The organism is Jatrophihabitans lederbergiae (assembly GCF_031845305.1).
GTDB classification, from domain to species: domain Bacteria; phylum Actinomycetota; class Actinomycetes; order Mycobacteriales; family Jatrophihabitantaceae; genus Jatrophihabitans_A; species Jatrophihabitans_A lederbergiae.
Genome location: NZ_JAVREH010000005.1, coordinates 154,313 through 177,397, shown reverse-complemented (window position 1 = coordinate 177,397; position 23,085 = coordinate 154,313). Strand labels below are relative to the sequence as shown.

Annotated in this window: 24 protein-coding genes; 21 read left to right on the top strand and 3 right to left on the bottom strand. The window is 69.5% G+C overall.

Annotation, left to right across the window (positions count from 1 at the left end):
* The first annotated feature begins 402 nt into the window (after positions 1-402).
* The 6 genes from RM423_RS06090 to RM423_RS06065 all read left to right on the top strand — a co-directional run bounded on the left by RM423_RS06090 (position 403) and on the right by RM423_RS06065 (position 7,047).
* Positions 403-2,004, top strand: coding sequence for a class I adenylate-forming enzyme family protein (locus RM423_RS06090; protein WP_311422117.1), 1,602 nt, complete (start codon positions 403-405; stop codon positions 2,002-2,004).
* Complete coding sequence (locus RM423_RS06085; RefSeq protein WP_311422116.1) at positions 1,991-2,266, top strand: glutaredoxin family protein; 276 nt, start codon at positions 1,991-1,993, stop codon at positions 2,264-2,266. Before RM423_RS06090 ends, RM423_RS06085 begins: the two co-directional genes overlap by 14 nt.
* A gap of 206 nt (positions 2,267-2,472) precedes the next feature.
* Positions 2,473-3,225 carry a redox-sensing transcriptional repressor Rex gene (locus RM423_RS06080; RefSeq protein WP_311422115.1) on the top strand — a complete coding sequence of 251 codons (753 nt, stop codon included), beginning with the start codon at positions 2,473-2,475 and terminating at the stop codon, positions 3,223-3,225.
* Positions 3,222-4,553: a glutamyl-tRNA reductase gene (locus tag RM423_RS06075; RefSeq protein WP_311422114.1), complete on the top strand. Its 1,332-nt coding sequence runs from the start codon at positions 3,222-3,224 to the stop codon at positions 4,551-4,553. Before RM423_RS06080 ends, RM423_RS06075 begins: the two co-directional genes overlap by 4 nt.
* A complete protein-coding gene (gene hemC, locus RM423_RS06070) occupies positions 4,550-5,491 on the top strand; it encodes a hydroxymethylbilane synthase (RefSeq protein WP_311422113.1) in 942 nt (313 codons plus the stop codon). The genes RM423_RS06075 and hemC overlap by 4 nt, the downstream gene beginning before the upstream one ends.
* Positions 5,491-7,047 (top strand): bifunctional uroporphyrinogen-III C-methyltransferase/uroporphyrinogen-III synthase, encoded by a 1,557-nt coding sequence (locus RM423_RS06065; protein ID WP_311422112.1) that lies wholly within the window; start codon positions 5,491-5,493, stop codon positions 7,045-7,047. Before hemC ends, RM423_RS06065 begins: the two co-directional genes overlap by 1 nt.
* An 81-nt stretch (positions 7,048-7,128) precedes the next feature.
* Here the strand turns inward: RM423_RS06065 and RM423_RS06060 are convergent, their stop codons facing one another.
* Both RM423_RS06060 and RM423_RS06055 read right to left on the bottom strand, forming a co-directional pair.
* The gene (locus RM423_RS06060; protein WP_311422111.1) at positions 7,129-7,992 is read right to left on the bottom strand and encodes a hypothetical protein; all 864 of its coding nucleotides are present in this window, start codon (positions 7,990-7,992) and stop codon (positions 7,129-7,131) included.
* Positions 7,993-8,003: 11 nt separating this feature from the next.
* Positions 8,004-8,474: a DUF6318 family protein gene (locus RM423_RS06055; RefSeq protein WP_311422110.1), complete on the bottom strand. Its 471-nt coding sequence runs from the start codon at positions 8,472-8,474 to the stop codon at positions 8,004-8,006.
* A 303-nt stretch (positions 8,475-8,777) separates the two neighbouring features.
* On the opposite strand from RM423_RS06055, the gene hemB reads away from it, so the two are divergent.
* From hemB to RM423_RS05990, 13 genes are all read left to right on the top strand, one after another.
* Positions 8,778-9,776: a porphobilinogen synthase gene (hemB, locus tag RM423_RS06050; RefSeq protein WP_311422109.1), complete on the top strand. Its 999-nt coding sequence runs from the start codon at positions 8,778-8,780 to the stop codon at positions 9,774-9,776.
* A gap of 80 nt (positions 9,777-9,856) precedes the next feature.
* On the top strand, positions 9,857-11,158 hold the full coding sequence (hemL, locus tag RM423_RS06045; protein ID WP_311422108.1) for a glutamate-1-semialdehyde 2,1-aminomutase: 1,302 nt from the start codon (positions 9,857-9,859) through the stop codon (positions 11,156-11,158).
* The gene (locus RM423_RS06040; RefSeq protein ID WP_311422107.1) at positions 11,158-11,799 is read left to right on the top strand and encodes a histidine phosphatase family protein; all 642 of its coding nucleotides are present in this window, start codon (positions 11,158-11,160) and stop codon (positions 11,797-11,799) included. Before hemL ends, RM423_RS06040 begins: the two co-directional genes overlap by 1 nt.
* Positions 11,800-11,889: 90 nt before the next feature.
* Positions 11,890-12,471: a TlpA family protein disulfide reductase gene (locus RM423_RS06035; RefSeq protein ID WP_311422106.1), complete on the top strand. Its 582-nt coding sequence runs from the start codon at positions 11,890-11,892 to the stop codon at positions 12,469-12,471.
* Between the two features lie 3 nt (positions 12,472-12,474).
* Complete coding sequence (locus tag RM423_RS06030; protein ID WP_311422105.1) at positions 12,475-13,257, top strand: cytochrome c biogenesis CcdA family protein; 783 nt, start codon at positions 12,475-12,477, stop codon at positions 13,255-13,257.
* Entirely contained in the window at positions 13,258-14,823 is a 1,566-nt protein-coding gene (gene resB, locus RM423_RS06025; RefSeq protein WP_311422104.1) for a cytochrome c biogenesis protein ResB, read from the top strand.
* Position 14,824: 1 nt separating this feature from the next.
* Positions 14,825-15,865, top strand: a complete 1,041-nt coding sequence (gene ccsB / locus RM423_RS06020) for a c-type cytochrome biogenesis protein CcsB (protein ID WP_311422103.1) — start codon at positions 14,825-14,827, stop codon at positions 15,863-15,865.
* A gap of 108 nt (positions 15,866-15,973) precedes the next feature.
* Positions 15,974-16,615, top strand: a complete 642-nt coding sequence (locus RM423_RS06015) for a DUF1707 SHOCT-like domain-containing protein (RefSeq protein ID WP_311422102.1) — start codon at positions 15,974-15,976, stop codon at positions 16,613-16,615.
* Positions 16,616-16,634: 19 nt separating this feature from the next.
* Entirely contained in the window at positions 16,635-18,089 is a 1,455-nt protein-coding gene (locus RM423_RS06010; protein ID WP_311422101.1) for a menaquinone biosynthesis decarboxylase, read from the top strand.
* A 28-nt stretch (positions 18,090-18,117) separates the two neighbouring features.
* Positions 18,118-19,032 carry a menaquinone biosynthesis prenyltransferase MqnP gene (mqnP, locus tag RM423_RS06005; RefSeq protein ID WP_311422100.1) on the top strand — a complete coding sequence of 305 codons (915 nt, stop codon included), beginning with the start codon at positions 18,118-18,120 and terminating at the stop codon, positions 19,030-19,032.
* A 20-nt stretch (positions 19,033-19,052) separates the two neighbouring features.
* A complete protein-coding gene (locus tag RM423_RS06000) occupies positions 19,053-19,709 on the top strand; it encodes a UbiX family flavin prenyltransferase (protein ID WP_311422099.1) in 657 nt (218 codons plus the stop codon).
* A gap of 13 nt (positions 19,710-19,722) precedes the next feature.
* Positions 19,723-20,184, top strand: a complete 462-nt coding sequence (locus tag RM423_RS05995; RefSeq protein ID WP_311422098.1) for an Lrp/AsnC family transcriptional regulator — start codon at positions 19,723-19,725, stop codon at positions 20,182-20,184.
* 87 nt (positions 20,185-20,271) lie between these two features.
* On the top strand, positions 20,272-20,721 hold the full coding sequence (locus RM423_RS05990) for a peroxiredoxin (RefSeq protein WP_311422097.1): 450 nt from the start codon (positions 20,272-20,274) through the stop codon (positions 20,719-20,721).
* A 91-nt stretch (positions 20,722-20,812) separates the two neighbouring features.
* Here RM423_RS05990 and RM423_RS05985 read toward each other — a convergent pair whose 3' ends face one another.
* On the bottom strand, positions 20,813-21,448 hold the full coding sequence (locus tag RM423_RS05985; RefSeq protein WP_311422096.1) for an FMN-binding negative transcriptional regulator: 636 nt from the start codon (positions 21,446-21,448) through the stop codon (positions 20,813-20,815).
* A 69-nt stretch (positions 21,449-21,517) separates the two neighbouring features.
* Between RM423_RS05985 and mqnE the strand changes: the two genes are divergently transcribed.
* Together mqnE and RM423_RS05975 are read left to right on the top strand one after the other, a co-directional pair.
* Positions 21,518-22,663 carry an aminofutalosine synthase MqnE gene (gene mqnE, locus RM423_RS05980; RefSeq protein ID WP_311422095.1) on the top strand — a complete coding sequence of 382 codons (1,146 nt, stop codon included), beginning with the start codon at positions 21,518-21,520 and terminating at the stop codon, positions 22,661-22,663.
* Positions 22,660-23,019: a DUF4229 domain-containing protein gene (locus RM423_RS05975; protein WP_311422094.1), complete on the top strand. Its 360-nt coding sequence runs from the start codon at positions 22,660-22,662 to the stop codon at positions 23,017-23,019. The genes mqnE and RM423_RS05975 overlap by 4 nt, the downstream gene beginning before the upstream one ends.
* The last annotated feature ends 66 nt before the right edge of the window (positions 23,020-23,085 follow it).

Here is a 23,085-nt window from a genome sequence, read left to right as displayed (position 1 = left end):
CCGCCTCCATCGTCGCGGTCTCGCTGCCGGCGTCCTGCTGCACGGCCGGATCGTCGGCGGCGGCTGGGTCTTGCTGTGCGTTGGCGCTGGGTTCGCGCCGGACGGCCGGATTCGACGGCCCGGCTGCCAGCGGACCCATGGCGGAGGCGCTCATCTCACCTCGCCCGCTTCCTGATGGTCGACGCCGGTTGGCCAGCACTCCGCAGCACGGAACGTACTCTGCGATGCAGCGTGCTGGAAGGTGCCCGCTTCCCCCATCCGACGGACTCGTCCAGATTACGGATCATGACCCGAGGAATCGAGCTCCATCGGTAACATGCTGGAATTACTCGGCAGTAGCGTGCCATAACCTGTCAAAGCCCGGCTGTTGCCGCGCCCGCGTCCGCATCCGAAGGAGGTTCGATGGTCACATCATTCGGTGAGCTGGTCCGTCGGGCGGCCGCGTCCCGGGGCGCCTCGGTGGCCGTGGTGGATGCCGCACTCCGCTGGACCTGGGCCGAGCTCGACGGGATCGTCACCGACCTCGCGGCAGCCCTGGCCGGTCGCGGTCTGCGTCCCGACGATCGCATCGCGATCCAGGCACCGACGTCGGCCGAGTTCCTCGCCTGCTACCTGGCCTCGTTACAGGCCGGCCTGGTGGTGGTTCCGGTCAATCCTTCGTACCCGGTCGCCGAACTCGGCCACATCCTGGACGACTCGGGCGCGCGGATGCTGGTCACCTCCTCCGTCGCCGTGGTGGCCGACGCCGAGCGCCTGCGGGCGCACCATCCGGCCCTGGAGCACATCGTCGTCGCTGCCCGCTCCGGAGCCGACGGGCTGCCGACGGTGATGGAGCTGCGTGCCACGGGACGCAACGCGGAGCGCGTCAGCCGGGACCGGACGGGTGAGGACCTGGCAGTGCTGCTCTATACGTCCGGGACGTCAGGACGGCCCAAGGGCGCGATGCTGCCGGTGCGCGCGTTGCTGGCCAACCTCGCTCAGCTCGGAGAGCTCCGGCCCGCGCCGGTGACCGCCGCTGACACCTTGTTCCTGCCGCTACCGCTGTTCCACGTGTTCGGGCTCAACGCCGGGCTGGGGCTGGGCCTGTACTTCGGGGCGACCATGGTGCTCTCGTCCCGCTTCGACGCGGCCGCCGGCTTGCAGACCATGCGGGACGAGGCGGTGACCGTGGTCATCGGCGCGCCGCTGGAGTTCGCGCTGTGGGCCGGTCAGCCAGCCTTCGCGGACGGCTTCGCCCACGTCCGGTTCGCGCTGTCCGGTTCGGCGCCGCTGCCGGCCGAGCTGGTCGGGCGCTACGCCGAGGCGGGCATCCCGCTGTACGAGGGGTACGGGCTGACCGAGGCGGCTCCGGTGATCACGCTGAACCTGGTGCCCGGTGCGGTTCCGGAGCGGGTTCCCGGAGCGGACACCGCACCGGCCCGGGTCGAGCCCAAGGCGGGCTCCGTCGGGCGGCCGCTGCCCGGAGTGGAGGTGCGGCTGCTCGACCAGGACCACGAGGTGGTGGAGGCCGGGGACCTGGGCCTGCTGCAGGTGCGCGGCGACAACCTGTTCACCGGCTACTGGCCGGACGGCGCGGACGGCCCCGACCCGGCCGGCTGGTTCTCCACCGGCGACCTGGCCGTCGCGGACGACGACGGCGACTACTACCTGGTCGGCCGGCGCAGCGACCTGGTGCTCGTCAACGGCTTCAACGTCTACCCGGCCGAGGTCGAGGCGGTGTTCAGCAAGCTCGCCGGCGTCCGGGAGGTCGCGGTGCTGGGCGAGCCTGACACCGGAGTTGTCGCGGCCGGCGAGGTCATCGTGGCCTACGTCGTGCCCGAAGTGGGCGCGTCGCTCGACCCGGGGCTGCTGATCGCCGAGGCCGGTAACTCGCTCGCCCGGTTCAAGCTGCCGAAGCGGATTGCGGTGGTACCGGAGCTGCCGCATACGGCCACCGGCAAGGTCATGAAGTGGCGGCTGCGCGCGGCGGGTCTGTCCGGAGGTGGAACCGGTGCCCCCCGCTGAGCACCGCGAGCACCCTCCGGACCGTCAGCACCGCGTCACGCTGATCACCCGCGCCGGCTGTCACCTCTGCGCCAATGCGGAAGGCCGGCTCGCCGAACTCGCGAACGAGCTCGGGTTCGCCCTCGAACTGCTCGATGTGGACGCCGACCGGGCACGCGCGAACGAGTACTCCGACCGGGTGCCGGTGATCCTGATCGACGGTGCCGAGCACGGCTACTGGTACCTGGAAGAGGACCGGTTCCGGGCGGCTCTGAACCGCTGATCCGGACCCCTGCGGCTGCCTGAACTCGGGGCTCTGAGGATGGGATTCGCGTGTGGCCAGCTCCCTTTATCACACCGGTTCGCGATTTTGTGAATACCTTCACAAGGGCGTACGTTGATCGTTGTCAACCCCCATTACCACACCGGTCCGTTGCCCAGTCCAAGGGGCCACAACCACCGCCTCGACCGGTTCGTTTCGAGGAGCGCATGATCGCCCAGCGAGATCAGCTGAACGCGGTCGGCGGCCACGCTGATGAGCGTTCGGTCGCTGGCACCGACCAGCGGTCCATTCCTGAAGCCACCGTTGCCCGACTTGCTATTTATCTTCGCGCGCTCGTCGGCATGGGCAAGGTCGGCGTCGCCACGGTGTCGTCCGGGTCACTGGCCACCGCCGCCGGCGTCAACTCCGCCAAGCTCCGCAAGGACCTCTCCTACCTCGGGTCGTACGGCATCCGTGGGGTCGGTTACGACGTGTCCCTGCTCACGGACCAGATTCACAAGACCCTCGGTCTGCACCAAAACCGCGCGGTCGCCTTGATCGGCCTCGGCCACCTCGGACGAGCGCTGGCCGGCTATGCGGGTTTCGCCTCCCGTGGCTTCCGGATCTCGGCGATCGTCGACGCCGATCCGGCCATCGTCGGCACGCGGGTGCGGGGGCTGCCCGTCCAGCACGTCGACGACCTCGACGCCATCGTGCGTACAGAGAACATCGCCATCGCCGTGCTCACGGTTCCCGCGGGCGTCGCGCAAGAGGTGTGCGACCGGCTGGTGGTGGCCGGTGTGACCTCCATCCTGAACTTCGCGCCTACCGTGCTGGCCGTTCCGGCGCACGTGGACGTCCGCAAGGTGGACCTCGCGGCGGAGCTGCAGATCCTGTCGTTCCACGACAACCGCAAGTCCGCCCGCGCCGACTGCGAGCCGGCTCGGTCCGGTTCGAGCACCATGGCGGTAGGCCCGTGACGCTTCTGGTTGTCGGGCTGTCCCACCACTCCGCGCCCGTGCCGGTGCTGGAGCGCGCCAGCATTTCCTCCGATGACGTGACCAAGGTGCTGGACGAACTGCACCGCGGCGAGGCGATCTCCGAGGTGATGGTGCTCTCGACGTGCAACCGCATCGAGGTGTACGCCGACGTCGCCCGCTTCCACCCCGCTGTGGTGGACGTGTCCACGGTGCTGGCCCGCAACGCCGGCATGGGCGTCACCGAGCTGGGCGACAACCTCTACGTGCACTTCGACGAGGCGGCGGCGGACCACATGCTGCGGGTCGCGGCCGGGCTGGACTCCATGGTCGTCGGCGAGTCCCAGATCCTGGGGCAGCTGCGCAATGCGTACGCCATCGGCACCGAAACGGCCACGGTCGGCAAGGTGCTGCACGAGGCCAGCCAGACCGCGTTGCGGGTCGGCAAGCGGGTGCACAGCGAGACCGGCATCGACCGCGCCGGCGCCTCGATCGTCTCGGTGGCGCTGCAGCACGCGTCCACCGTCTTCGGCGGCCAGGACCAGTTGCTCGGCAAGCGCATCGTGATCCTCGGCGCCGGTTCGATGGGCGCGCTGGCGGGGGCCACGCTGCAGCGACTGGCCGGCGGAGCTGAACTCGATGTCGTGGTGATCAACCGCAGCCTCACCCGCGCGCGGCGGCTCGCCGAGAACCTGGGCGGACGGGCGGCAGAGCTCGACTCGCTTGCCGACGAGCTGGCGGACGCGGACGTCCTGATCTCGTCCACCGGCGCCACCGGCCTGGTCGTCGAGGTTCCCGATGTCCGTCCCCGCGCGGGCCGGCCGCTGGTGGTGCTCGACCTGGCGCTGCCCCGCGACGTCGACCCGGCGGTGTCCCTGACCGCCGACGTGCACTACGTCGACCTCGAGGTGCTGCGCGACTCCGGCGCCATGGTGAGCGATGCCGAGGTGGCTGCCGCGACCGCGATCGTGGCCGCGGAGCTGCGGGGCTACCTGACCAACCAGCAGGCCCTGGCCGTCGCGCCGACGGTGACCGCGCTGCGCGCCCGCGCCGCCCAGGTCGTCGACGGCGAGCTGCTGCGGCTGGACAGCCGGCTGCCCGGCCTGGACAACGCCGTCCGCGAAGAGGTCGCGACCGCTGTTCGCCGCGCCGTCGACAAGGTGCTGCACGCCCCGACGGTGCGGGTGAAGGAACTGGCGGCGACGCCCGAGGGCAACTCCTATGCCTCGGCGCTGCGCGCGCTGTTCGACCTCGACCCGGCCCGGCCCGGATCGGTGACCGCGGTGCGTGCCGACAGCCCAGAACCGGTTTCGGAGGTGCCAGAGAAGTGACCACCCGGACCACCACCCGCACCATCCGGGTCGGCACCCGAGCCAGCCTGCTGGCCCAGACCCAGACCCAGCTGGTCATCGACGCGTTCACCGGCGTGAACCCCGGAGTGCCGGTCGAGACGGTGCTGGTCTCGACCGCGGGCGACCGGTCGCCGGCACCGCTGGCGCAGATCGGCGGCACCGGGGTGTTCGTCTCGGCGTTGCGGGACGCGCTGCTCGCCGGGACCATCGACGTTGCCGTGCACTCGTTCAAGGATCTGCCCACCACTGCGATGCCCGGCATCGCCCTCGCCGCGGTGCCGCGTCGAGAGGACCCCCGGGACGCGCTGTGCGCCCGAGACGGCCGGACGCTGCTGGAACTGCCCCGCGGCGCGAAGGTCGGCACCGGCTCGCCCCGGCGGACGGCCCAGTTGCGGGCGCTGGACCTGGGGCTGGACATCGTCGCGATCCGCGGCAACGTCGACACCCGGCTGGCCCGGCTGGATAAGGATCTCGACGCCGTGGTGCTTGCGGTGGCCGGATTGCAGCGGCTGCGCAGGGCGCATGTGGTGACCGAGCTGCTCGATCCGATCCAGGTGCTGCCTGCCGCCGCGCAGGGTGCTCTCGCGATCGAGTGCCGGGAGTCCGACGAGGACGCGCGGTCGCTGCTGGCACCGCTGGATGACCACTCGACCCGGGCGGCTGTCGCCGCGGAACGGTCGCTGCTCGCCGCCCTCGAGGCCGGCTGCACTGCCCCGGTGGGGGCGCTCGCTGAAGTCACCGAGGGTGACGACGGCTTGCTCGAAATTTTCCTTCGCGGTTCGGTCACCGCAATCGACGGCAGCGACGCCGTCCGGTTGTCGGCGTCCGGCCCGCTCAACACTGCCGAGGAGATCGGGCGGCGCCTAGCCGCTGAGCTGATCGATCTCGGCGCGAACACCATGATGGGGAGCTCGTAATGACCCGAGCGCGCAAGTCCGTTGGCCGCGTGTCCTTCGTCGGTACCGGCACCGGCGACGCTGGATTGCTGACCGTCCGTGCCACCGAGGTGCTCTCTTCGGCGGAGGTCGCCTACCTCGACGCCACCGTGACGGACGCGACCAAGGCGCTGATCCGTGGCGAGATACGCCTGGCCGATCCGGTGCCGGCCGACGCGGCCAAGGCAGTCATTGCCGATGCCCGAAACGGTGTGCTGGTGGCCCGAGTGGTGTCGGGGGACCCGTTCAGTTCGGACGCCGTCACCCGTGAGGCGCTGGCCGTCGCCAAGACCGGGCTTCCGTATGAGGTCGTCCCGGCGTTGTCCGAGGCATCGGCGACCGCGACGTACGCGGGCGTGCCGGTGGGCTCGGTGCACACCGACGTCGACCTGCGTTCCGGTGCGGCGATCGACTTCGAGTCGCTCGCCGCCGCGCCGGGCACGCTGGTCCTGACGCTGGACGCGGCCGAGGTGGGCTCGGTCTCCGAGCAGTTGGTCGCCTCTGGCCGCAAGCCCGACAGCGGCCTGACGGTCACCTGCGCCGGCACGACGACCGGCCAGGTCACCGTGTCGGGCACGTTGGGCGACGCCGACCTGGCCGCTGCCGGGATGTACGGACCGGTCGTCGTCACGATCGGCAAGGCGGCCGGGTCTCGGGAGAAACTGGCCTGGTGGGAATCGCGGGCGCTGTTCGGCTGGAAGATTCTGGTGCCGCGAACCAAGGAGCAGGCCGGCGCGATGAGTGAGCGACTGCGCGACTACGGGGCGGTCCCGGTCGAGGTTCCGACGATCGCGGTCGAGCCGCCGCGCACCCCGACCCAGATGGAACGGGCGATCAAGGGGCTGGTCACCGGGCGGTACGAGTGGATCGTGTTCACCTCGACCAACGCGGTCAAGGCCGTGCGCGAGAAGTTCGAGGAGTTCGGCCTGGACGCCCGGGCGTTCGCCGGTGTGAAGATCGCCTGCGTCGGTGAGCAGACCGCCGATGCCGTGCGGGCGTTCGGCATCCGGCCGGAGCTGCTGCCCTCGGGCGAGCAGTCCTCTGAGGGTCTGCTGGCCGACTTCCCGCCGTACGACGACGTGCTGGACCCGATCGATCGGGTGCTGCTGCCGCGTGCCGACATCGCGACCGAGACCCTGGCCGAGGGACTGCGCGAGCGTGGCTGGGAGATCGACGACGTCACGGCCTACCGGACTGTGCGCGCCGCTCCGCCCGCTGCCGAGATTCGTGACGCCATCAAGTCCGGTGGCTTCCAGGCGGTGTGCTTCACCTCGTCCTCGACCGTCCGCAACCTGGTCGGCATCGCGGGCAAGCCGCACAACCGCACCGTGGTGGCGTGCATCGGCCCGCAGACGGCGGCGACCGCGCGCGAGTTCGGGCTCCGGGTGGACGTGCAGCCCGAGACCGCGAACGTGGCGTCGTTGATCGACGCTCTTGCCGAGTTCGCGATCAAGCGGGCCGGGGAAGAGCGCGAGAAGGCCGCGGCCGCACCGGCTCGCCGGACCCGGACGACGGCTCGGGCTCGCACCGTTCGCTGAAGGCTTCGCCGTTCACTGGCGGGATCTCGGCCCTTCGGGCTGGGTCCCGCCAGTTTGCTGTCCATCGCTGTGGCCGTGCGTTCAGTGCGGTACGACGAGGGTGCTGCGGGACTCCTTGACCGTGAAGGCGGTTCGGGATGGCGTGGTGGCGGTGACCTCGCCGGGGATGTCGGTCCAGGGCTCGCCGCCGATCCGGAACTGGGCCTGCCAATACACCCGGGCCGTGACCGTAATGGCACCCGCAGCGGTGTAGTCGTGGCCGAAGCGGTCTGAGCACTGGCCGCAATCCTCGGCCGGGTTGTACGGGGTTCCGGGATCGGGGCTGAGCTCACCGGTGGTGCCGTCACCGAAGTCGAAGTCCGTACGGACGTAGTGCACCCGCAGATTCACCGGAAAGCCGATCAGCTTCGAGCGGCCCAGGTCTCGCTCGACCGGAGTGTTGACCCACAACAGGGTTCGGAAGTTCACCAGTGCGGTCCCAGTGCTCGGTGACACGCCCAGCGCCGGGGGATGCAGCAGGCGAATCACCTCGTCCCGCAGCGCGGCGGTGGACGGCATGGGATTCGTGCCGCCGGCGCACCAGGCCGCGATCGGGACGGTGGTCTGGAGCATGGACAGCACGGTGATGAACTGGTGCGGGTTCGGGGTGCCCGCCACGGGCGGGCACGGGAATCCGGTGGCTCCGCACGACTTGTTCCAGTGGGAATTGCTCTCGGCCGCGGTCGCATAGCCGCAGTCGATGACGAGGACCGGTAAGCCGCCCCGGCCCGGCAGGTCCGTCTTGATGACGCTGCACGATCCAGAGACACCGACGAATCCCGGCCCGTGGACACCAGCTAGTGAGCCATTCCCCGCACGTCCGCATCCAGCACCCGCCGCGGCGGCAGGTGTAACGCCCACTGCCAGCCCAACAAGCACCGTGACCGCGGGGATCAAGCCAAGCAAGCTACACACTTTCATTCCACACCCGCGAAGTAGCTAGCGTGCCAAGTGCCGACGGTCCACTTCGAGCAGAGCTTCCACCGAAAGTTCGGATGAGCTGCCTCGCCGCTTACGATGCTGCCCGTTTTGTCGACGACCGTCTGAGCCGTTATGTCGACGCTTACAACGGAGCAGTAGTCGGCGGGTGCCGTCACCGGGGCGATCGGCGTGGCGGTCGCCGGCCGGATGGTCAGTCGTCCGCCGAGGTACCAGTGCTTCTCGGCGGCGGTCTTGGCGATGCCGGTGGCGAGACCGTTGCACAAGCCGCACGAGGCACCGTTGTAGTGCTTCATGTACGACGGATTCGTGGTGGCGTACGCCCAGTCGAGCGTGTGCATGTAGAACTCGGCGAAGGCATTGGCCGCTGCCTGCGTCCGGGCGTTCGCCGCCGCCGGATAGACGGGTGGCTTCTCGCCCGGCTTGACGTTGTGACCGGTCAGCGGCACGTCTGCCGGATACACCCTGGTAGCCGTCGGGCTCGATGAGGCACTTGGGCTTGCGGAGGCACCCGGCGAGGCGCTCGTGCGCGGAGCCGAGACGGCCACCGTGGAGGTGTTCGGGCGCGCGTCACCGCTCGTACAGCCGGCCACCGCGACCGCTACAACAGCGATAAGCCCAAAGGTGGCCAAACGGAGTGGTAGCGACATAGCCACATCATGCCCGACGCGCCGCAGCGTCATACCCGCCCTGTGGATAACGCCACTCCACAACGGCCGTGAAGGCACTGCGGGCGCGACTACGCTTGGGTTGTGAACGAGCTTCCGGCCCTTCCCGCCTTCCCCGCCTCCCGTCCCCGCAGGCTCCGCCGAACCGCCGCGCTGCGGAAGTTGACCCACGAGGTGTCGCTACAGCCGTCCGACCTGATCCTTCCGATGTTCGTGGCCGAGGGCATCTCCGAGCCCCGTCCGATCAACTCGATGCCAGGCGTCGTCCAGCACACGATGGACTCCCTCGCCAAGGCCGCGATAGGCGCGGTCGAGGCCGGTGTCGGTGGCCTGATGCTGTACGGAGTCCCGACGTCGAAGGATGCGGTCGGTTCCGGCGCTGACGACCCGAACGGCATTCTGAACCAGGGCCTGGCACGGTTGAAGTTCGAGCTCGGTGACGCGACCGTCCTGATGGGCGACCTGTGTCTGGACGAGTTCACCGACCACGGTCACTGCGGGGTGCTCGCCAACGACGGGTCCGTCGACAACGACGCGACCCTGCGCCGATACGCCTCTATGGGCCTCGCCCAGGCCGAGGCGGGCGCCGACCTGGTGGCCACCAGCGGCATGATGGACGGCCAGGTGGCGGTCGTCCGGGAAGCCCTGGACGGAGTGCGGCGCTCGGACGTCGGCGTGCTCGGCTACGCCCCGAAGTACGCCTCCGCCTTCTACGGGCCATTCCGCGAAGCCGTCTCGTCGTCGCTCGAGGGCGACCGGCTGACGTACCAGCAGGACCCTGCGCGGGGCGTGCGCGAGGCCCTGGCCGAGGTCGCTCTGGACGTCGCCGAGGGCGCGGACCTGGTCATGGTCAAGCCGGCGCTGCCCTACCTCGACATCCTGTCCGCCGTCGCGCAGGCATCGCCGGTGCCGGTCGCCGCCTACCAGGTGTCCGGCGAGTACGCGATGGTCGAGGCCGCCGCCGAGCGCGGTTGGATCGACCGGGAGCGGATCGTGATGGAAACCCTGCTGTCCGTCCGCCGCGCGGGCGCCTCCATGATCCTCACGTACTGGGCGCACGAGGCCGCTAACCTGCTGCGGTGACGCAGGGGCCGGCTGAGCAAGAAAGCGCCGTCGGCCGGCGATGTGTGATGCGACCTGCAGCGGGCTGAGACACTGGACGGGTGACCGACGCGCCTATCTCCGCAGCACTGTTCGAACGAGCCCAGCGAGTCATCCCCGGCGGGGTGAACTCACCGGTGCGAGCCTTCCGGGCGGTCGGCGGAACGCCCCGGTTCATGGTCAGCGGCCGGGGTCCGTACCTCACCGACGCCGACGGCGTCACCTACGTAGACCTCGTGTGCTCCTGGGGGCCGATGATCCTCGGGCACGCCCACCCGGCGGTCGTCGAGGCGGTGCAACGAGCCGCGTCCAGTGGCCTGTCCTTCGGTACTCCGACCCTGGGTGAGATCGAGCTGGCCGAAGAGATCATCTCCCGGGTCGCCCCGGTCCAGGAGGTCCGGCTGGTCAACTCCGGGACCGAGGCCACCATGTCGGCGATCCGGCTGGCTCGCGGCGCGACGGGCCGCCGAAAGGTCGTCAAGTTCGCCGGCTGCTACCACGGCCACGTCGACGCGCTGCTGGCCAGTGCCGGCTCCGGGGTTGTGACCTTCGGCCTGCCCGACACCCCCGGCGTCACCGGAGCGCAGGCCGGCGAGACGATCGTGCTGCCCTACAACGACGTGCCCGCGCTCAAGGCCGCCTTCGAGCTCGACGGACCGGACATAGCCTGCGTGATCACCGAGGCAGCCGCCGGGAACATGGGCGCGGTCGCACCGCTGCCCGGCTTCAACCAGGCGCTGCGGGAGGTCACCAGCCAGCACGGCGCGCTGCTGATCATGGACGAGGTGATGACCGGCTTCCGGGTCGGCAAGGCCGGCTACTACGGCCTGGACCCGGTCGAGGCAGACCTGTTCACGTTCGGCAAGGTGATGTCCGGTGGCCTGCCGGCAGCCGCGTTCGGTGGTCGCGCGGACGTGATGTCCTACCTGGCGCCGGCGGGGCCGGTGTACCAGGCAGGCACGCTGTCGGGTAACCCGGTCGCGGTCGCGGCGGGCCTGGCGACGCTGCGCCACGCCGACGACGAGGTCTACGCCCGGCTGGACGCGACGGCCTACACGGTAGGTGAGCTCGCCTCGCAGGCGCTGACCGAGCAGGGGGTCGCTCACCAGCTGCAGTACGCCGGCAACCTGTTCTCGATCTTCTTCGCCAACTCGCCGGTGACCAACTTCGTCGAGGCGCAGGCCGCGGAGACGTTCCGGTACGGCCCGTTCTTCCACGCGATGCTGGACGCCGGTGTGTACCTGCCGCCGAGCGCCTTCGAGGCCTGGTTCGTGTCAGCGGCGCACGACGAGGCGGCGATCGAGAAGATCGCCGACGCGCTGCCCGCGGCGGCCCGGGCGGCAGCCGCCGCGGTACGGCCGTAATGGCGCTCACCGTCGTGCACTTCCTGCGCCACGGCGAGGTGCACAACCCGGCGAAGGTGCTGTACGGCCGGCTGCCCGGCTACCGGCTGTCCGAGGACGGCGTGCGGATGGCCGAGCTCGCCGCCAAGCACCTCGCGGGACGGAACGTCAGCTACCTGGTGTCCTCGCCGCTGCAGCGCGCGCAAGAGACGGCAGCGCCCATCGCGGCCGAGTTCGGGCTCGACATCGCCACCGACGACCGGCTCATCGAGGCAGCGAACGCCTTCGAGGGCAAGCGGGTGACCGGCTCCGGCGGCGTGTTGAAGCGCCCGACGAACTGGTGGCTGTTCCACAACCCGCTGCGGCCGTCCTGGGGCGAGCCGTACCGGCAGGTGGCCGACCGGATGTTCGCTGCGGCGCTGGCAGCCCGCGAGCACGCCGACGGCTCCGAGGCGGTGTGCGTGTCCCACCAGCTGCCGATCGTCTGCCTGCGCCGGTTCGTCGAGGGCCAGCGGCTGCCACATGACCCGCGCAAGCGGCAGTGCTCGCTCGCCTCGATCACGTCCCTGCGTTTCGAGGGTGACCGGGTGGTCGGAGTGGACTACGCCGAGCCCGCCGGAACGACATCCAACCAGGTCCACCGGGACCAGCCGGGAGCCTGACCCGAGCGCGTCCGGCACAGCGGGTGCTCAGAAGATGGGGCAGGTGCCGGTGTGGCTTGGAGCACGCCTCACACTGGAATGGTGAACCCCATGGGGAGAGGAATTCGGCTGCTTGCCGCGACCGTGCTGGCGACGGTGGCGCTGACGGCGTGCGCGGGTGGCAAGGACGCCGTCGACCAGAACGCGAACGGGTCCTTCGGCTACGTCCAGGCAACCGCCAAGGGGACCGTGATCGAGGCGGGCAAGCGCAAGCTCGCCGGACCGGTCAAGGGAACGCTGCTGGCCGGTGGCGACTATAGGCTCAGTACCGACAAGGGCAAGGTCGTCGTCCTGAACTTCTTCGCGTCCTGGTGCGGGCCGTGTGCCAATGAGTCGCCTCAGTTCGAGGCGGTCTACCGGAAGCGCAAGGCCGAGGGCGTGACGTTCGTGGGGCTCGACGTCAACGATCGCAAGGACGCCGCAGCGGCATTCGTCCGTGACAAGGGCCTCAGCTTTCCCGTCGTGTACGACGAGATCGGCAAGACCGCCCTGCAGATCGGAAATGTGCCCCTCGCCGGCCTGCCCGACACCGTCATCGTCGACAGGCAGGGCCGGGTCGCCGCGGTCTATGTCGGCCCGGTGCTGCCCAAGGACCTGAACCAGGTTCTCGACGAGCTCAGCAAAGAGGCCTGAGCGATGTACCTGGCCGCCGCGGCAGCTGTGCACACAGCGAGCGGGCTCACCGACACCGTGACCGGCGGGGCACTGGTACCCGCAGCCGGGGTCGCGCTGGTGGTCGGCGTGATCGGGTTCCTGTCGCCCTGCGTGCTGCCGCTGGTGCCGGGTTACCTCTCCTACGTCGCGGGCCTGGCCGGCGTCGAAGGGAGCGCGCACAAGCAGCGCCGGATGCTGACCGGCGCGCTGCTGTTCGTACTCGGCTTCACGGCGGTGTTCGTCGCGACCGGCGCGCTGTTCGGCACCCTCGGCTCCAGCATCCGGGTACACCACCTGCTGCTGGAGCGGGTGTTCGGCGTTCTCACCATCGGCATGGGGCTGGTGTTCATGGGCCGGTTCCGGTTTCTGCAGCGCGAGTTCAAGGTGCACCGGTTGCCCGAGGCCGGCCTGCTCGGCGCTCCACTGCTGGGCCTGACGTTCGGCTTGGCATGGACGCCGTGCCTCACCCCGACCTTCTCGGCGGTGTACGGCCTGGCCGCGACCCAGGGAACCGCCGGGCGCGGCGCGCTGCTGCTGGTGGCGTACTGCCTGGGCCTCGGCGTGCCGTTCCTGCTCGTGGCCCTCGGGCTGGGCTGGGTCACCAATGCACTGCAGCTCGTCCGCACGCACGCCAGGCTGGTCAGTCAGCTCGGCGGTGGCCTGCTCGTCCTGATGGGCGTCCTGCTGCTGACCGGCGTCTGGGACGACTGGATGAACTGGCTGCGGCTGGAGTTCGCCAGCACCGGCGTGGGCTCGGGAATCTAGATGAGCCTTCTTCCCCGGCCGGTCCGGACGCTGTGGCGGCGGCTCACCTCGATGCGCACCGCGCTGGTCCTGCTGTTCCTGCTGGCGCTGGCGTCCGTACCCGGCTCGCTGCTGCCCCAGCGACCACTGAACCCCACGAAGGTCGACAGCTACCTGGCGACGCACGGCTCGTGGGGCCGGCTCCTCGACCGGATCGGGGCCTTCGACGTCTTCGGCTCCATCTGGTTCTCGGCCGTCTACCTGCTGCTGTTCGCCTCGCTCATCGGCTGCCTGATCCCGCGCATCTCCGTCTACGCCCGGGCGCTGCGGAACAAGCCGATCAAGGCTCCCCGCCACCTCGACCGGCTGGCGGAGAACGGTGAGCTGACCAGCGAGCTGCCCGCGTCCGAGGTCGCCGCTCGGGTCACCAGGACGCTGCGGCCCCGGTGGCGGACGATCGCCCGGACGGAGGACTCCGGCGCGATCGCGGTGTCGGCCGAGAAGGGGTACAGCCGCGAGGCCGGCAACCTGATCTTTCACGTTTCCCTGCTGGTCGCGCTGGTGCTCATCGCCGGCGGCAAGCTGCTCAGCTACCAGGGCTCCATCGTCACCACCGAGGGCACCGGGTTCTGCAACCGGCCGCTGTCCTACGACGCCTTCCACAGCGGCCGCTGGGTCAGCCCCGGCGCCATCGCGCCGCTGTGCATCGACAACCTCAACTCGTTCACGGCCACCTACCGCGCGGACGGCAGCCCGGCGGAGTTCAAGGCCGACGTCACCTATTCCGAGGGCCTGGACGGCGCGCCTCGCCACGACGTGATCACCGTCAACCACCCGCTGCGCCGTGAGGGCGCCCGGGTCTACCTGATCAACCACGGCTTCTCGCCCACGGTGACCGTCACCCGGCCGGGGCGCGCGCCGATCACCGACACCGAGGCATTCCTGCCGGCGGACACGTTCTATACCAGCGAGGGCGCCTTCAAGTTCGCCGGCAAGGACGTCACCGCGAACAACGACATCGGGCTGAGCGCGATCTTCGCGCCGACCCCGCTGATCAGCAAGGGCGTGGTGACGTCCATCGCCCCGACGGTCAGCAAGCCGGTGCTCGCGGTGCTGGCCTACCAGGGCCTGCTGAACCCGGAAGGCGCACCGCAGTCGGTGTACACCCTGGACCCGACACAGATCGCTACCGGTGAGTTGAAGAGGGTCGCGGCCAAGAACCTGAGCATGGGGCAGTCAATGGCGCTGCCCGACGGCACGGTGGTGAAATTCACCGGCTACAAGGAATGGGCGACGCTGCAGGTGTCGCACGATCCCACCCAGACGGCCCTGCTCGTCGCCGCGATCCTCATGGTCACCGGCCTGCTCGGATCGCTGACCGTGCGCCGCCGTCGGGTCTGGGTGCGGATCACCGAACAGCCAGGGGCTCGTACGCTGGTGTCCGTGGGTGGGCTGGCGCGAAACGACTCCGGCAACTTTCCAGCTGAGTTCGAGACGATAGTCGCGAGTGTGCAGAGCAGCCTTCATCCCGGTGCGCAACCGCCGGTCGCATCAACCGCCGAGAAGATCGGCGCTGGAAGGAACTGACATGGCGATCGACAGCGGCTTGGCCTCATTCTCGGAAACCCTGTGGACGGCTGCCACCGGCACGTACCTGCTCGCCGTGGTCGGTTACACCGGCGAGTACGCGTTCGGCAAGACCGGCCGCATCGCCGACACCAGCCCGGCCGTGGTGCGCGAGCCCGCAATGGCCGGGGTGAGCAGTGGCGGTTCGGTAGCAGGCCACGGCAGCACTGGTTACGGCAGCACCAGCACCGGCTCTCCGTACGGCGCCGGCCGGGTGCAACGGGGCAGTGACGCCAGCCGGCGCTGGGGTGTGGCCGCCGTCGCGTTCACCATCCTCGGCGCGCTGTTCCACCTCGCATCGGTCGCCATCCGGGGTATCGCGGTGGACCGGGTGCCCTGGGGAAACATGTACGAGTTCACCCTCGTCGTCGCCCTGGTCGCCACGCTCGCCTGGCTCGGGACCCTCGTCAAGATGCCGCAGCTGCGCTATCTCGGCCTGTTCGTGATGATGCCGGTGCTGCTGCTGATGTTCCTGGCCGGCACCTTCTACACCAAGGCGTCCAAGCTCGTCCCGGCCCTGCAGTCGTACTGGCTGGCCATCCACGTCTCGTCCATCGCCACCGCCGAGGGCATCCTGCTGACGTCCGCCGCGATCACCGCGATGTATCTGGTGCGATCCCGGTTCGAGCGGCGCAGCGCTGCCGGCATCACCACCGGCCGGTTCGCCGGCGTGGGCTCGCGGCTACCCGCGTCCGCGTCGCTGGACAAGGCCGCTTACCGCACCGTCGCCTTCGCCTTTCCGATCTACACGGCGGGTGTCATCTTCGGAGCCATCTGGGCCGAGGCGGCCTGGGGCCGGTACTGGGGCTGGGACCCGAAGGAGACCTGGGCCTTCGTCGCGTGGGTCGTCTACGCCATGTACCTGCACGCCCGGGCAACCGCCGGCTGGAAGGGCAACCGCGCCGCCTTCATCAACCTGTTCGGCTTCGCCGCCATGACGTTCAACTTCTTCGTGGTGAACATCGTGATCTCGGGCCTGCACTCCTACGCCGGTCTGAACTGACCCGCCTAACCCTCAACTGACCCGCCTAACCCTGAATTGATCCGATAACACGGGAAAAGTTGGCGCTTCCCGGTCGGATTCCGGCGCCGTCAGTCGTATGCTTCGCCCGTGACTGAAGACGGTAACCGTCCCGTTTCGATGCGCGCGTCCAACCAGGATCGCGAGAAGGTAGCCGGCATCCTGCACGCCGCGGCCGCCGACGGACAGCTCTCGATGGTCGAGGTCGACGAGCGGCTGCGTGCTACCTACCGCGCCGTCACCCTGGACGACCTGCGACCACTGACCCATGACCTGTCCACCCAGCCGGTGTTCGAGAGCCCGCTGCCAGTCGTCCCGCTGACCGAGCCGGCTCCGGTCAGGGCCTGGTCGGTGATGTCGAGCATCGAGCGTCGCGGTCGGTGGATGGTGCCGCCCAACTTCGAGGTGTCCACCGTGATGGGCTCGGCCACGCTCGATCTGCGTGAGGCGGTGTTCGTCGAGCCGCGGGTGCACATCACCGTCAACACCCTGATGGGCAGCGCCACCATCGTGCTGCCCGAGGACGTCGAGGTCGATGTCGATGGCGTCGGGTTCATGGGCACCTTTATCGGCACCGCCGGGCAACCGACCCTGGCCGTTCGTGGCGCGGTCCGGGTCACCGGCTTCGCGTTGATGGGCTCGGTCACCGTGCGCCGGGCGAACACCCGCGAGCGTGCGCGCGGCGCGCTCAAGCGGGTCGCCGGCGGGGACCGGCCTGCCCAGGCTCAGTAACTGCGGCGATACTGGCCTGGTGGCATATACCGATCTCGCTGACTTCGTCCGGGCCCTCGAGCGCACGGGGGAACTCGTCCGGGTCAAGGCGCCCGTCGATCCGCACCTCGAGGTCACCGGCATCGTGCAGAAGGTGGTCCGGGACCGCGGCCCGGCGCTGCTGTTCGAGAACCCCACCCGCGGCGACATGCCGCTGTTGATGAACCTCTTCGGCACCACCTCGCGGATGTGCCGGGCGCTCGGGGTGAGCAGTCTGGACGAGATCGGCGACCGCATCGCCGGCCTGCTCAAGCCCGAGCTGCCGCAGGGCATCGGCGGCCTGCGCGACGCGCTCGGCAAGGCCGCCCAGCTGCGCAACGTCCCACCGAAGCACGTCAAGACCGCACCCTGCCAGGACGTCGTGCTCAAGGGCGACGACGTGGACCTGGACCTGCTGCCGGGCGTCCTCTCGTGGCCCGAGGACGGTGGGGTCTTCCTGAACCTGGGGCTGACCCACACCAGGCATCCCGAGACCGGCACCCGCAACCTGGGCATGTACCGGCTGCAGCAGCAGGATTCGCGCACGGTCAGCCTGCACTGGCAGATCCACAAGGACTCGACCTCGCACGCGGCCGTCGCCGAGCGCCGGGGCGAGCGGTTGCCGGTGGCGATCGCGTTCGGCTGCCCGCCGGCCGTCACCTACGCGGCCTCGGCACCGCTGCCGGCCGATATCGACGAGTACCTGTTCGCCGGCTTCCTGCAGAAGGAACGGGTCGATCTGGTGGACTGCCTGAGCGTTCCGCTGCAGGTGCCGGCGAACGCGTCGGTGGTGATCGAGGGCTGGGTCGAGCCGGGGGAGCGACTGCCCGAGGGGCCGTTCGGCGACCACACCGGCTTCTACACGCCGGTCGAGCCGTTCCCGGTGTTACACGTGGACGTGATGACCATGCGCAAGGACCCGATCTACCAGTCGATCATCGTCGGTCGGCCGCCGCAGGAGGACGGCCCGCTGGGCAAGGCCACCGAGCGCATCTTCCTGCCGCTGATCCGGCTCACCATTCCCGAGATCGTGGACTACGACCTGCCCGAGGCGGGCGTGTTCCACAACTGCTGCATCGTCTCGATCGACAAGCGCTTTCCCAAGCACGCGCACAAGGTGATGAACGCGATCTGGGGCGCCGGACTGCTGTCGCTGTCCAAGCTGATCGTGGTGGTGGACGCCGACTGCGACGTGCACGACTACAACGACGTGGCCTGGCGCGCGTTCGGCAACGTCGACTACGCCCACGACGTGGTGCACATGACCGGGCCGGTGGACCATCTCGACCACGCGTCCTACGAGCAGTTCTTCGGCGGCAAGCTCGGCATCGACGCGACCGCCAAGCTCGAGACCGAGGGCTACCGGCGCGAGGGCGGTTGGCCGGAGGCCTGCGTGCTCGACCAGGCCACCCTGGACCTGGTGAAGCGCCGCTGGCGGGAGTACCGGATCAGCTGAGGCGGGCCCGGCTGGCACACTCAAGAGCGTGTCCTCGTCTGCCTCCACCGTCGGCGTAACCGCCCCGGCGCCGAACAAGGTCCGGGCGTTCCTGCGCCTGGTGATGATCGAGCACTCGGTGTTCGCGCTGCCGTTCGCGCTGATCGCCGCGTTCACCGCCATGTGGATCGACAGCCGCTCGGTGCACTGGCTGCAGCTCTGCCTGATCGTCGTCGCGATGGTGTCCGCCCGGACGGTGGCGATGGCCGGCAACCGGATCCTGGACCGGCGCTTCGACGCGCTGAACCCGCGGACTGGCCGCCGCGAGCTGGTGACCGGAGTGCTGTCGCTCGGCACGGCGTGGCGGGGCTTCGCCGTCGCCCTGGTGATCTTCCTGGCCTCGGCTGCCGCGCTCGGATGGCTGCCGCTGCTGCTGTCGCCGGTCGCGGTCGGCCTGCTGATCCTGTACTCCTACGGCAAGCGGTTCACCGACTTTCCGCAGGCGCTGCTGGCATTGGCGCAGGCCATTGCCCCGGTCGGCGCCTGGATGGGCGTGACCGGCGGGTTCGCCTGGCCGGCCACCGCGCTCGGGCTCGCGGTCGGCACCTGGATCGGGGGCTTCGACCTCATCTACTCCTGCCAGGACGCAGCCATCGACCGCGAGATCGGATCCCGCTCGTTCCCGGCCCGGTTCGGCATCGCGTCGGCGCTGCGCTGGTCGACCATCACGCACCTGATCACGGTGGCCTGCTACGTCTGGTTCGGGGTCGCGGCCGGCCTGGGCATGATCTGGTGGGTGGGGCTGGCGATCACGGCCGCGGTACTGGCCTACGAGCACACCATCGTCAAGACCGATGACCTGTCGCGGGTGAACCGAGCCTTCTTCACCGCGAACGGGTTCGTCGGCATCCAGCTGTTCGTGTTCGCCCTCGCCGATCTGATAGCGCAGGGACTGCGCCCGTGAGCAACGCAGGGACTGCGCCCGTGAGCAGCGCGCCGGCGCGGCTGCCGTGGGTCGTCGGCGTCTCCGGTGCCTCGGGCACCCCGTACGCCCGGGCGGTGATCCTCGGCCTGCTGGACGCGGGTGAGCCGGTAGACCTAGTGGTGTCGCGAGCCGCCCGGCTGACCATCCTGGACGAGACGGGTATCGCGTTCCGGGACAACCACTGGGACGAGGACCTGGCCGGCTGGCTCGGACGCAAGGTCGACGAGACCGCAGTCCGCTACTGGACGGCGACCGACCTCGCCGGTGGGCCGGCCAGCGGCTCGTACCCGGCTCGTGGAATGGTCGTCGTCCCGGCTTCGACCGCCGCCGTGGCAGGAATCGCCATCGGCCTGTCCAAGGACCTGCTGCAGCGCGCCGCCGATGTCACCCTCAAGGAGCGCCGGCCACTCGTCGTGGTGCCGCGTGAGACGCCGTACACCCGGGCCACCCTGAGCCACCTGATCGAGCTGTACGACGCCGGCGCCGTGGTACTGCCGGCCAGCCCCGCCTTCTACGCCGGGGCGTCCTCGGTACAGCGGCTGGTGGACTTCGTCGCCGCGAAGGTGCTGGACGTGATCGGCGTCGAGCACTCGCTGACAACCCGGTGGACCGGCGAGTTGGGTGCCGGCCGGAAGTCCGAAAGCGGTTCCGGCTGACACACTGACGATCATGGACGCAGTGGACAGATCCATCATCGATGCGCTCAGGTCGAATGCCCGGGCCACGTACACCGAACTAGCCCGCGAGGTGGGCCTGTCCGCCCCGGCGGTCCACGACCGGGTCAGCAAGCTCGAGGCGCAGGACGTCATCACCGGCTATCACGCGGCAGTGGCACCGGAGGCCCTCGGCTACTCGATGAGTGCCCTGGTCGGGGTGTTCCTGTCCGACAACGCCGACGAGGATGCGGTGGCCGACGACCTGGCCGTGCTGGCCGCGGTGGAGGACTGCTGGTTCGTGGCCGGCGAGGAGTCGTTCGTGGTGAAGGTGCGGGTTCCGGACGTGCTGGGGCTCGAGACCGCGATCCGGGCGTTGTCCAAGATCAAGGGCGTGGCGCGGACCCGGTCCACAGTGGTGCTGTCGACCCGGTTCGAGGGCCGGGTCCAGTCCGCGGGCGAGCCCCAGCCGGAGTGAGGCCGTCCGGTGGGTCCCATCCCGGAAGCCCCCGGGAGTGACGCCGTCGGGCGAGCCGGGACTGCGCAGCGGCTTTAGGCTGCGGGCATGACACCAGGCGACGTGATCGAGGACTTCGAACTGCCCGACCAGGACGGGACTCCCCGGCGGCTCAGCATTTTGCTCGCCGACGGGCCGGTCGTGCTGTTCTTCTATCCGGCGGCGATGACGCCCGGCTGCACCAAGGAGAGCTGCCACTTTCGGGACCTGGCCGCCGAGTTCGCCGCGGCCGGTGCCCAGCGGGTCGGCATCTCGACCGATCCGGTCGCCAGGCAGGCGCAGTTCGCGGGCCAGCACAATTTCGACTACCCGTTGCTGTCGGATGTCGACGGGACGGTGGCGCGTAGCTTCGGGGTCAAGCGCCGGTTCGGGCCGCTGCCGGTCAAGCGCACGACGTTCGTCATCGGCACCGACCGCAGGCTGATCACCGAGATCAGCAGCGAGTTCAACATGGCCACGCACGCCGACAGCGCCCTGAAGGCCCTCGCCGCGGTCTGAACGATCCATCCCAGCGATTGACCTACTGAGCGGGCGCCCGGGCGACCGCTCACCAGGTCAGATTGGGCCGGCGCAGTGAGCTGGCGACCGCTCAGCAGGTCGGATCGGCGCGGCGCATCGCCGAGGCCACCGGCTGCCCCGCGCAATCACCGGCGGACAGGCCTGCCACCACACCGGACCGGTCGGCCTCGGAGCGGTTCTGACTGAGCTTGGACTTGGCCTCGATCCGGTCGATCACCAGTTCCACGCCGACGATCGCCCGCAACTGCCCGGCGATGTAGCCGGCAGGTGCGTCCGTCACCGCCCACGGACGATCCTCCGAAAAGTCGCCCGCAGCAGCCTCGTGCCGTTCTGTCAGCCGGGTCACCAGCGCGCGCAACCACTCCACATCGTCATGGGCGACCAGGCGCCCGTGGACATGTGCGGTGGTGTAGTTCCACGTCGGCACCACCCGCCCGTGCTCTGCCTTGCTGGCATAGAAGCGTGGTGACACGTAGGCGTCCGGTCCGCGCACGATCGCCAGCGACTGCCCGCCGGTGGCTCGCCAATGCGGGTTGTTGCGCGCCACGTGCCCGAGCAGCGAGCCCGCGACGGGGTCGTAGAGCACCGGCAGAAAGGTCGCGAGCAGACCGTCGTCCGTGGGGCTGATCAGGTCCGCCGTCACCGCGTTCGCCAGCAACTCGGCGACCTCGGGCTCGGTCATCGCAAAGTGCGCGGGTACGTACATGCGATGAGCATCGCACTCCGGGCCAGCCGAATTTAAGGGCATTCGACGGTGGAACGTAGTCTGAGCGGCATGGGATGGAACGCGGCACGCAAGTCCGAGCTGACCGACAAGATCGCCAGCGGTGAGCGGCTGAGCCGCCAGGACGGCGAAGATCTCTACGAGTGCGATGACCTGGCCTGGCTCGGCGCGCAGGCCCACGGGGTGCGCACTCAGAAGAACGGTGACGTCGTCTACTTCAACGTGAACCGGCACCTGAACCTCACCAACGTGTGCCGCGCCTCGTGCGCGTACTGCTCCTTCGAGCGCAAGCCCGGCGCGAAGGACGCCTACACCATGCGGGTCGAAGAGGCCGTCGAGCTGGCGCTGGCCATGAGGGACGACGGGCTCACCGAGCTGCACATCGTCAACGGTCTGCACCCGACCCTGCCGTGGAAGTACTACCCCCGGGTGCTGCGCGAGCTCAAGGCCGTCCTGCCCGACGTCGCGCTCAAGGCCTTCACCGCCACCGAGGTGCACTACTTCGAAGAGATCTCGGGCCTGTCCGCGAGCGAGGTGCTCGACGAGCTGATCGACGCCGGCCTGGAGTCGCTGACCGGTGGCGGCGCGGAGATCTTCGACTGGGAGGTCCGCAAGCAGGTCGTGGACCACAACACCCACTGGGAGGACTGGTCGCGCATCCACCGCCTCGCCCACCAGAAGGGCCTGAAGACGCCTGCGACGATGCTGTACGGCCACATCGAGGAGCCCCGGCACCGGGTCGATCACGTGCTGCGGCTGCGCGAGCTGCAGGACGAGACCGGTGGCTTTCAGGTCTTCATCCCGCTGCGCTTTCACAACGACAACAACCGGCTGTCGCACCTGAAGATGGCCGCACCCGCCGACGTCCTCAAGACGTTCGCGGTGTCGCGGCTGATGCTGGACAACTTTCCGCACGTCAAGGTCTTCTGGGTGATGCACGGGCTGTCCACGTCCCAGCTGGCGTTGAACTACGGCGCCGACGACATGGACGGCTCGGTGGTCGAGTACAAGATCACCCACGACGCGGACAACTTCGGCACCCCGGACAAGCTGACCCGCGACAACCTGCTGGACCTGATTCGCGACGCCGGCTTTCAGCCGAAGGAGCGCAACACCCGCTACGAGATCGTCCGGGAGTACGAGGGCCCGGTCTCGCTGGCGGATCGGCGCGCTGAGCCGCAAGCCGTCTGGGCATGACCCGAGGACCTGGCCCGGACGACGGCGCGACCGGCCCGGACGACAGCGCTACCGACCAGGGCAGGTCAGCCCCGGTTCTGCCGCCGACGCCGGGCCAGTCCCTTCGCGCGATGTGGCTGTACACGCTGCTCCGGTTCGCGCTGTTCTTCGCGGTCTGGGGCCTGCTCTGGCTGGCCCGGGTGCCCAGCCTGCTGGCGGCGATCATCGCTCTGGTGCTGTCCATCCCGCTGTCCTACATCCTGCTGCGCAAACCCCGTGAGCGGCTGGCGCAGAATCTCGAGGCGCGGGTGAACGCCCGGCACTCGCAACGGGACCGGATGGATGCCAAGCTGTCGGGCGACGAGCCCCAGGACTGAGCCTGCTCACGGCGCACCTAAGAAAACGCGGAGTGCGTCATGACAATTGGCACTGGCTCCGCCGTA

What these genes read in the sequence shown, in the direction of transcription:
- RM423_RS06090 (WP_311422117.1), top strand. Translation starts at nt 403, where the DNA reads ATGGTCACATCATTCGGTGAGCTGGTCCGTCGGGCGGCCGCGTCCCGG.
- RM423_RS06080 (WP_311422115.1), top strand. Translation starts at nt 2,473, where the DNA reads ATGATCGCCCAGCGAGATCAGCTGAACGCGGTCGGCGGCCACGCTGAT.
- RM423_RS06065 (WP_311422112.1), top strand. Translation starts at nt 5,491, where the DNA reads ATGACCCGAGCGCGCAAGTCCGTTGGCCGCGTGTCCTTCGTCGGTACC.
- RM423_RS06040 (WP_311422107.1), top strand. Translation starts at nt 11,158, where the DNA reads ATGGCGCTCACCGTCGTGCACTTCCTGCGCCACGGCGAGGTGCACAAC.
- RM423_RS06035 (WP_311422106.1), top strand. Translation starts at nt 11,890, where the DNA reads ATGGGGAGAGGAATTCGGCTGCTTGCCGCGACCGTGCTGGCGACGGTG.
- RM423_RS06030 (WP_311422105.1), top strand. Translation starts at nt 12,475, where the DNA reads ATGTACCTGGCCGCCGCGGCAGCTGTGCACACAGCGAGCGGGCTCACC.
- resB (WP_311422104.1), top strand. Translation starts at nt 13,258, where the DNA reads ATGAGCCTTCTTCCCCGGCCGGTCCGGACGCTGTGGCGGCGGCTCACC.
- ccsB (WP_311422103.1), top strand. Translation starts at nt 14,825, where the DNA reads ATGGCGATCGACAGCGGCTTGGCCTCATTCTCGGAAACCCTGTGGACG.
- RM423_RS05995 (WP_311422098.1), top strand. Translation starts at nt 19,723, where the DNA reads ATGGACGCAGTGGACAGATCCATCATCGATGCGCTCAGGTCGAATGCC.
- RM423_RS05990 (WP_311422097.1), top strand. Translation starts at nt 20,272, where the DNA reads ATGACACCAGGCGACGTGATCGAGGACTTCGAACTGCCCGACCAGGAC.
- RM423_RS05985 (WP_311422096.1), bottom strand. Translation starts at nt 21,448, where the DNA reads ATGTACGTACCCGCGCACTTTGCGATGACCGAGCCCGAGGTCGCCGAG.
- mqnE (WP_311422095.1), top strand. Translation starts at nt 21,518, where the DNA reads ATGGGATGGAACGCGGCACGCAAGTCCGAGCTGACCGACAAGATCGCC.
- RM423_RS05975 (WP_311422094.1), top strand. Translation starts at nt 22,660, where the DNA reads ATGACCCGAGGACCTGGCCCGGACGACGGCGCGACCGGCCCGGACGAC.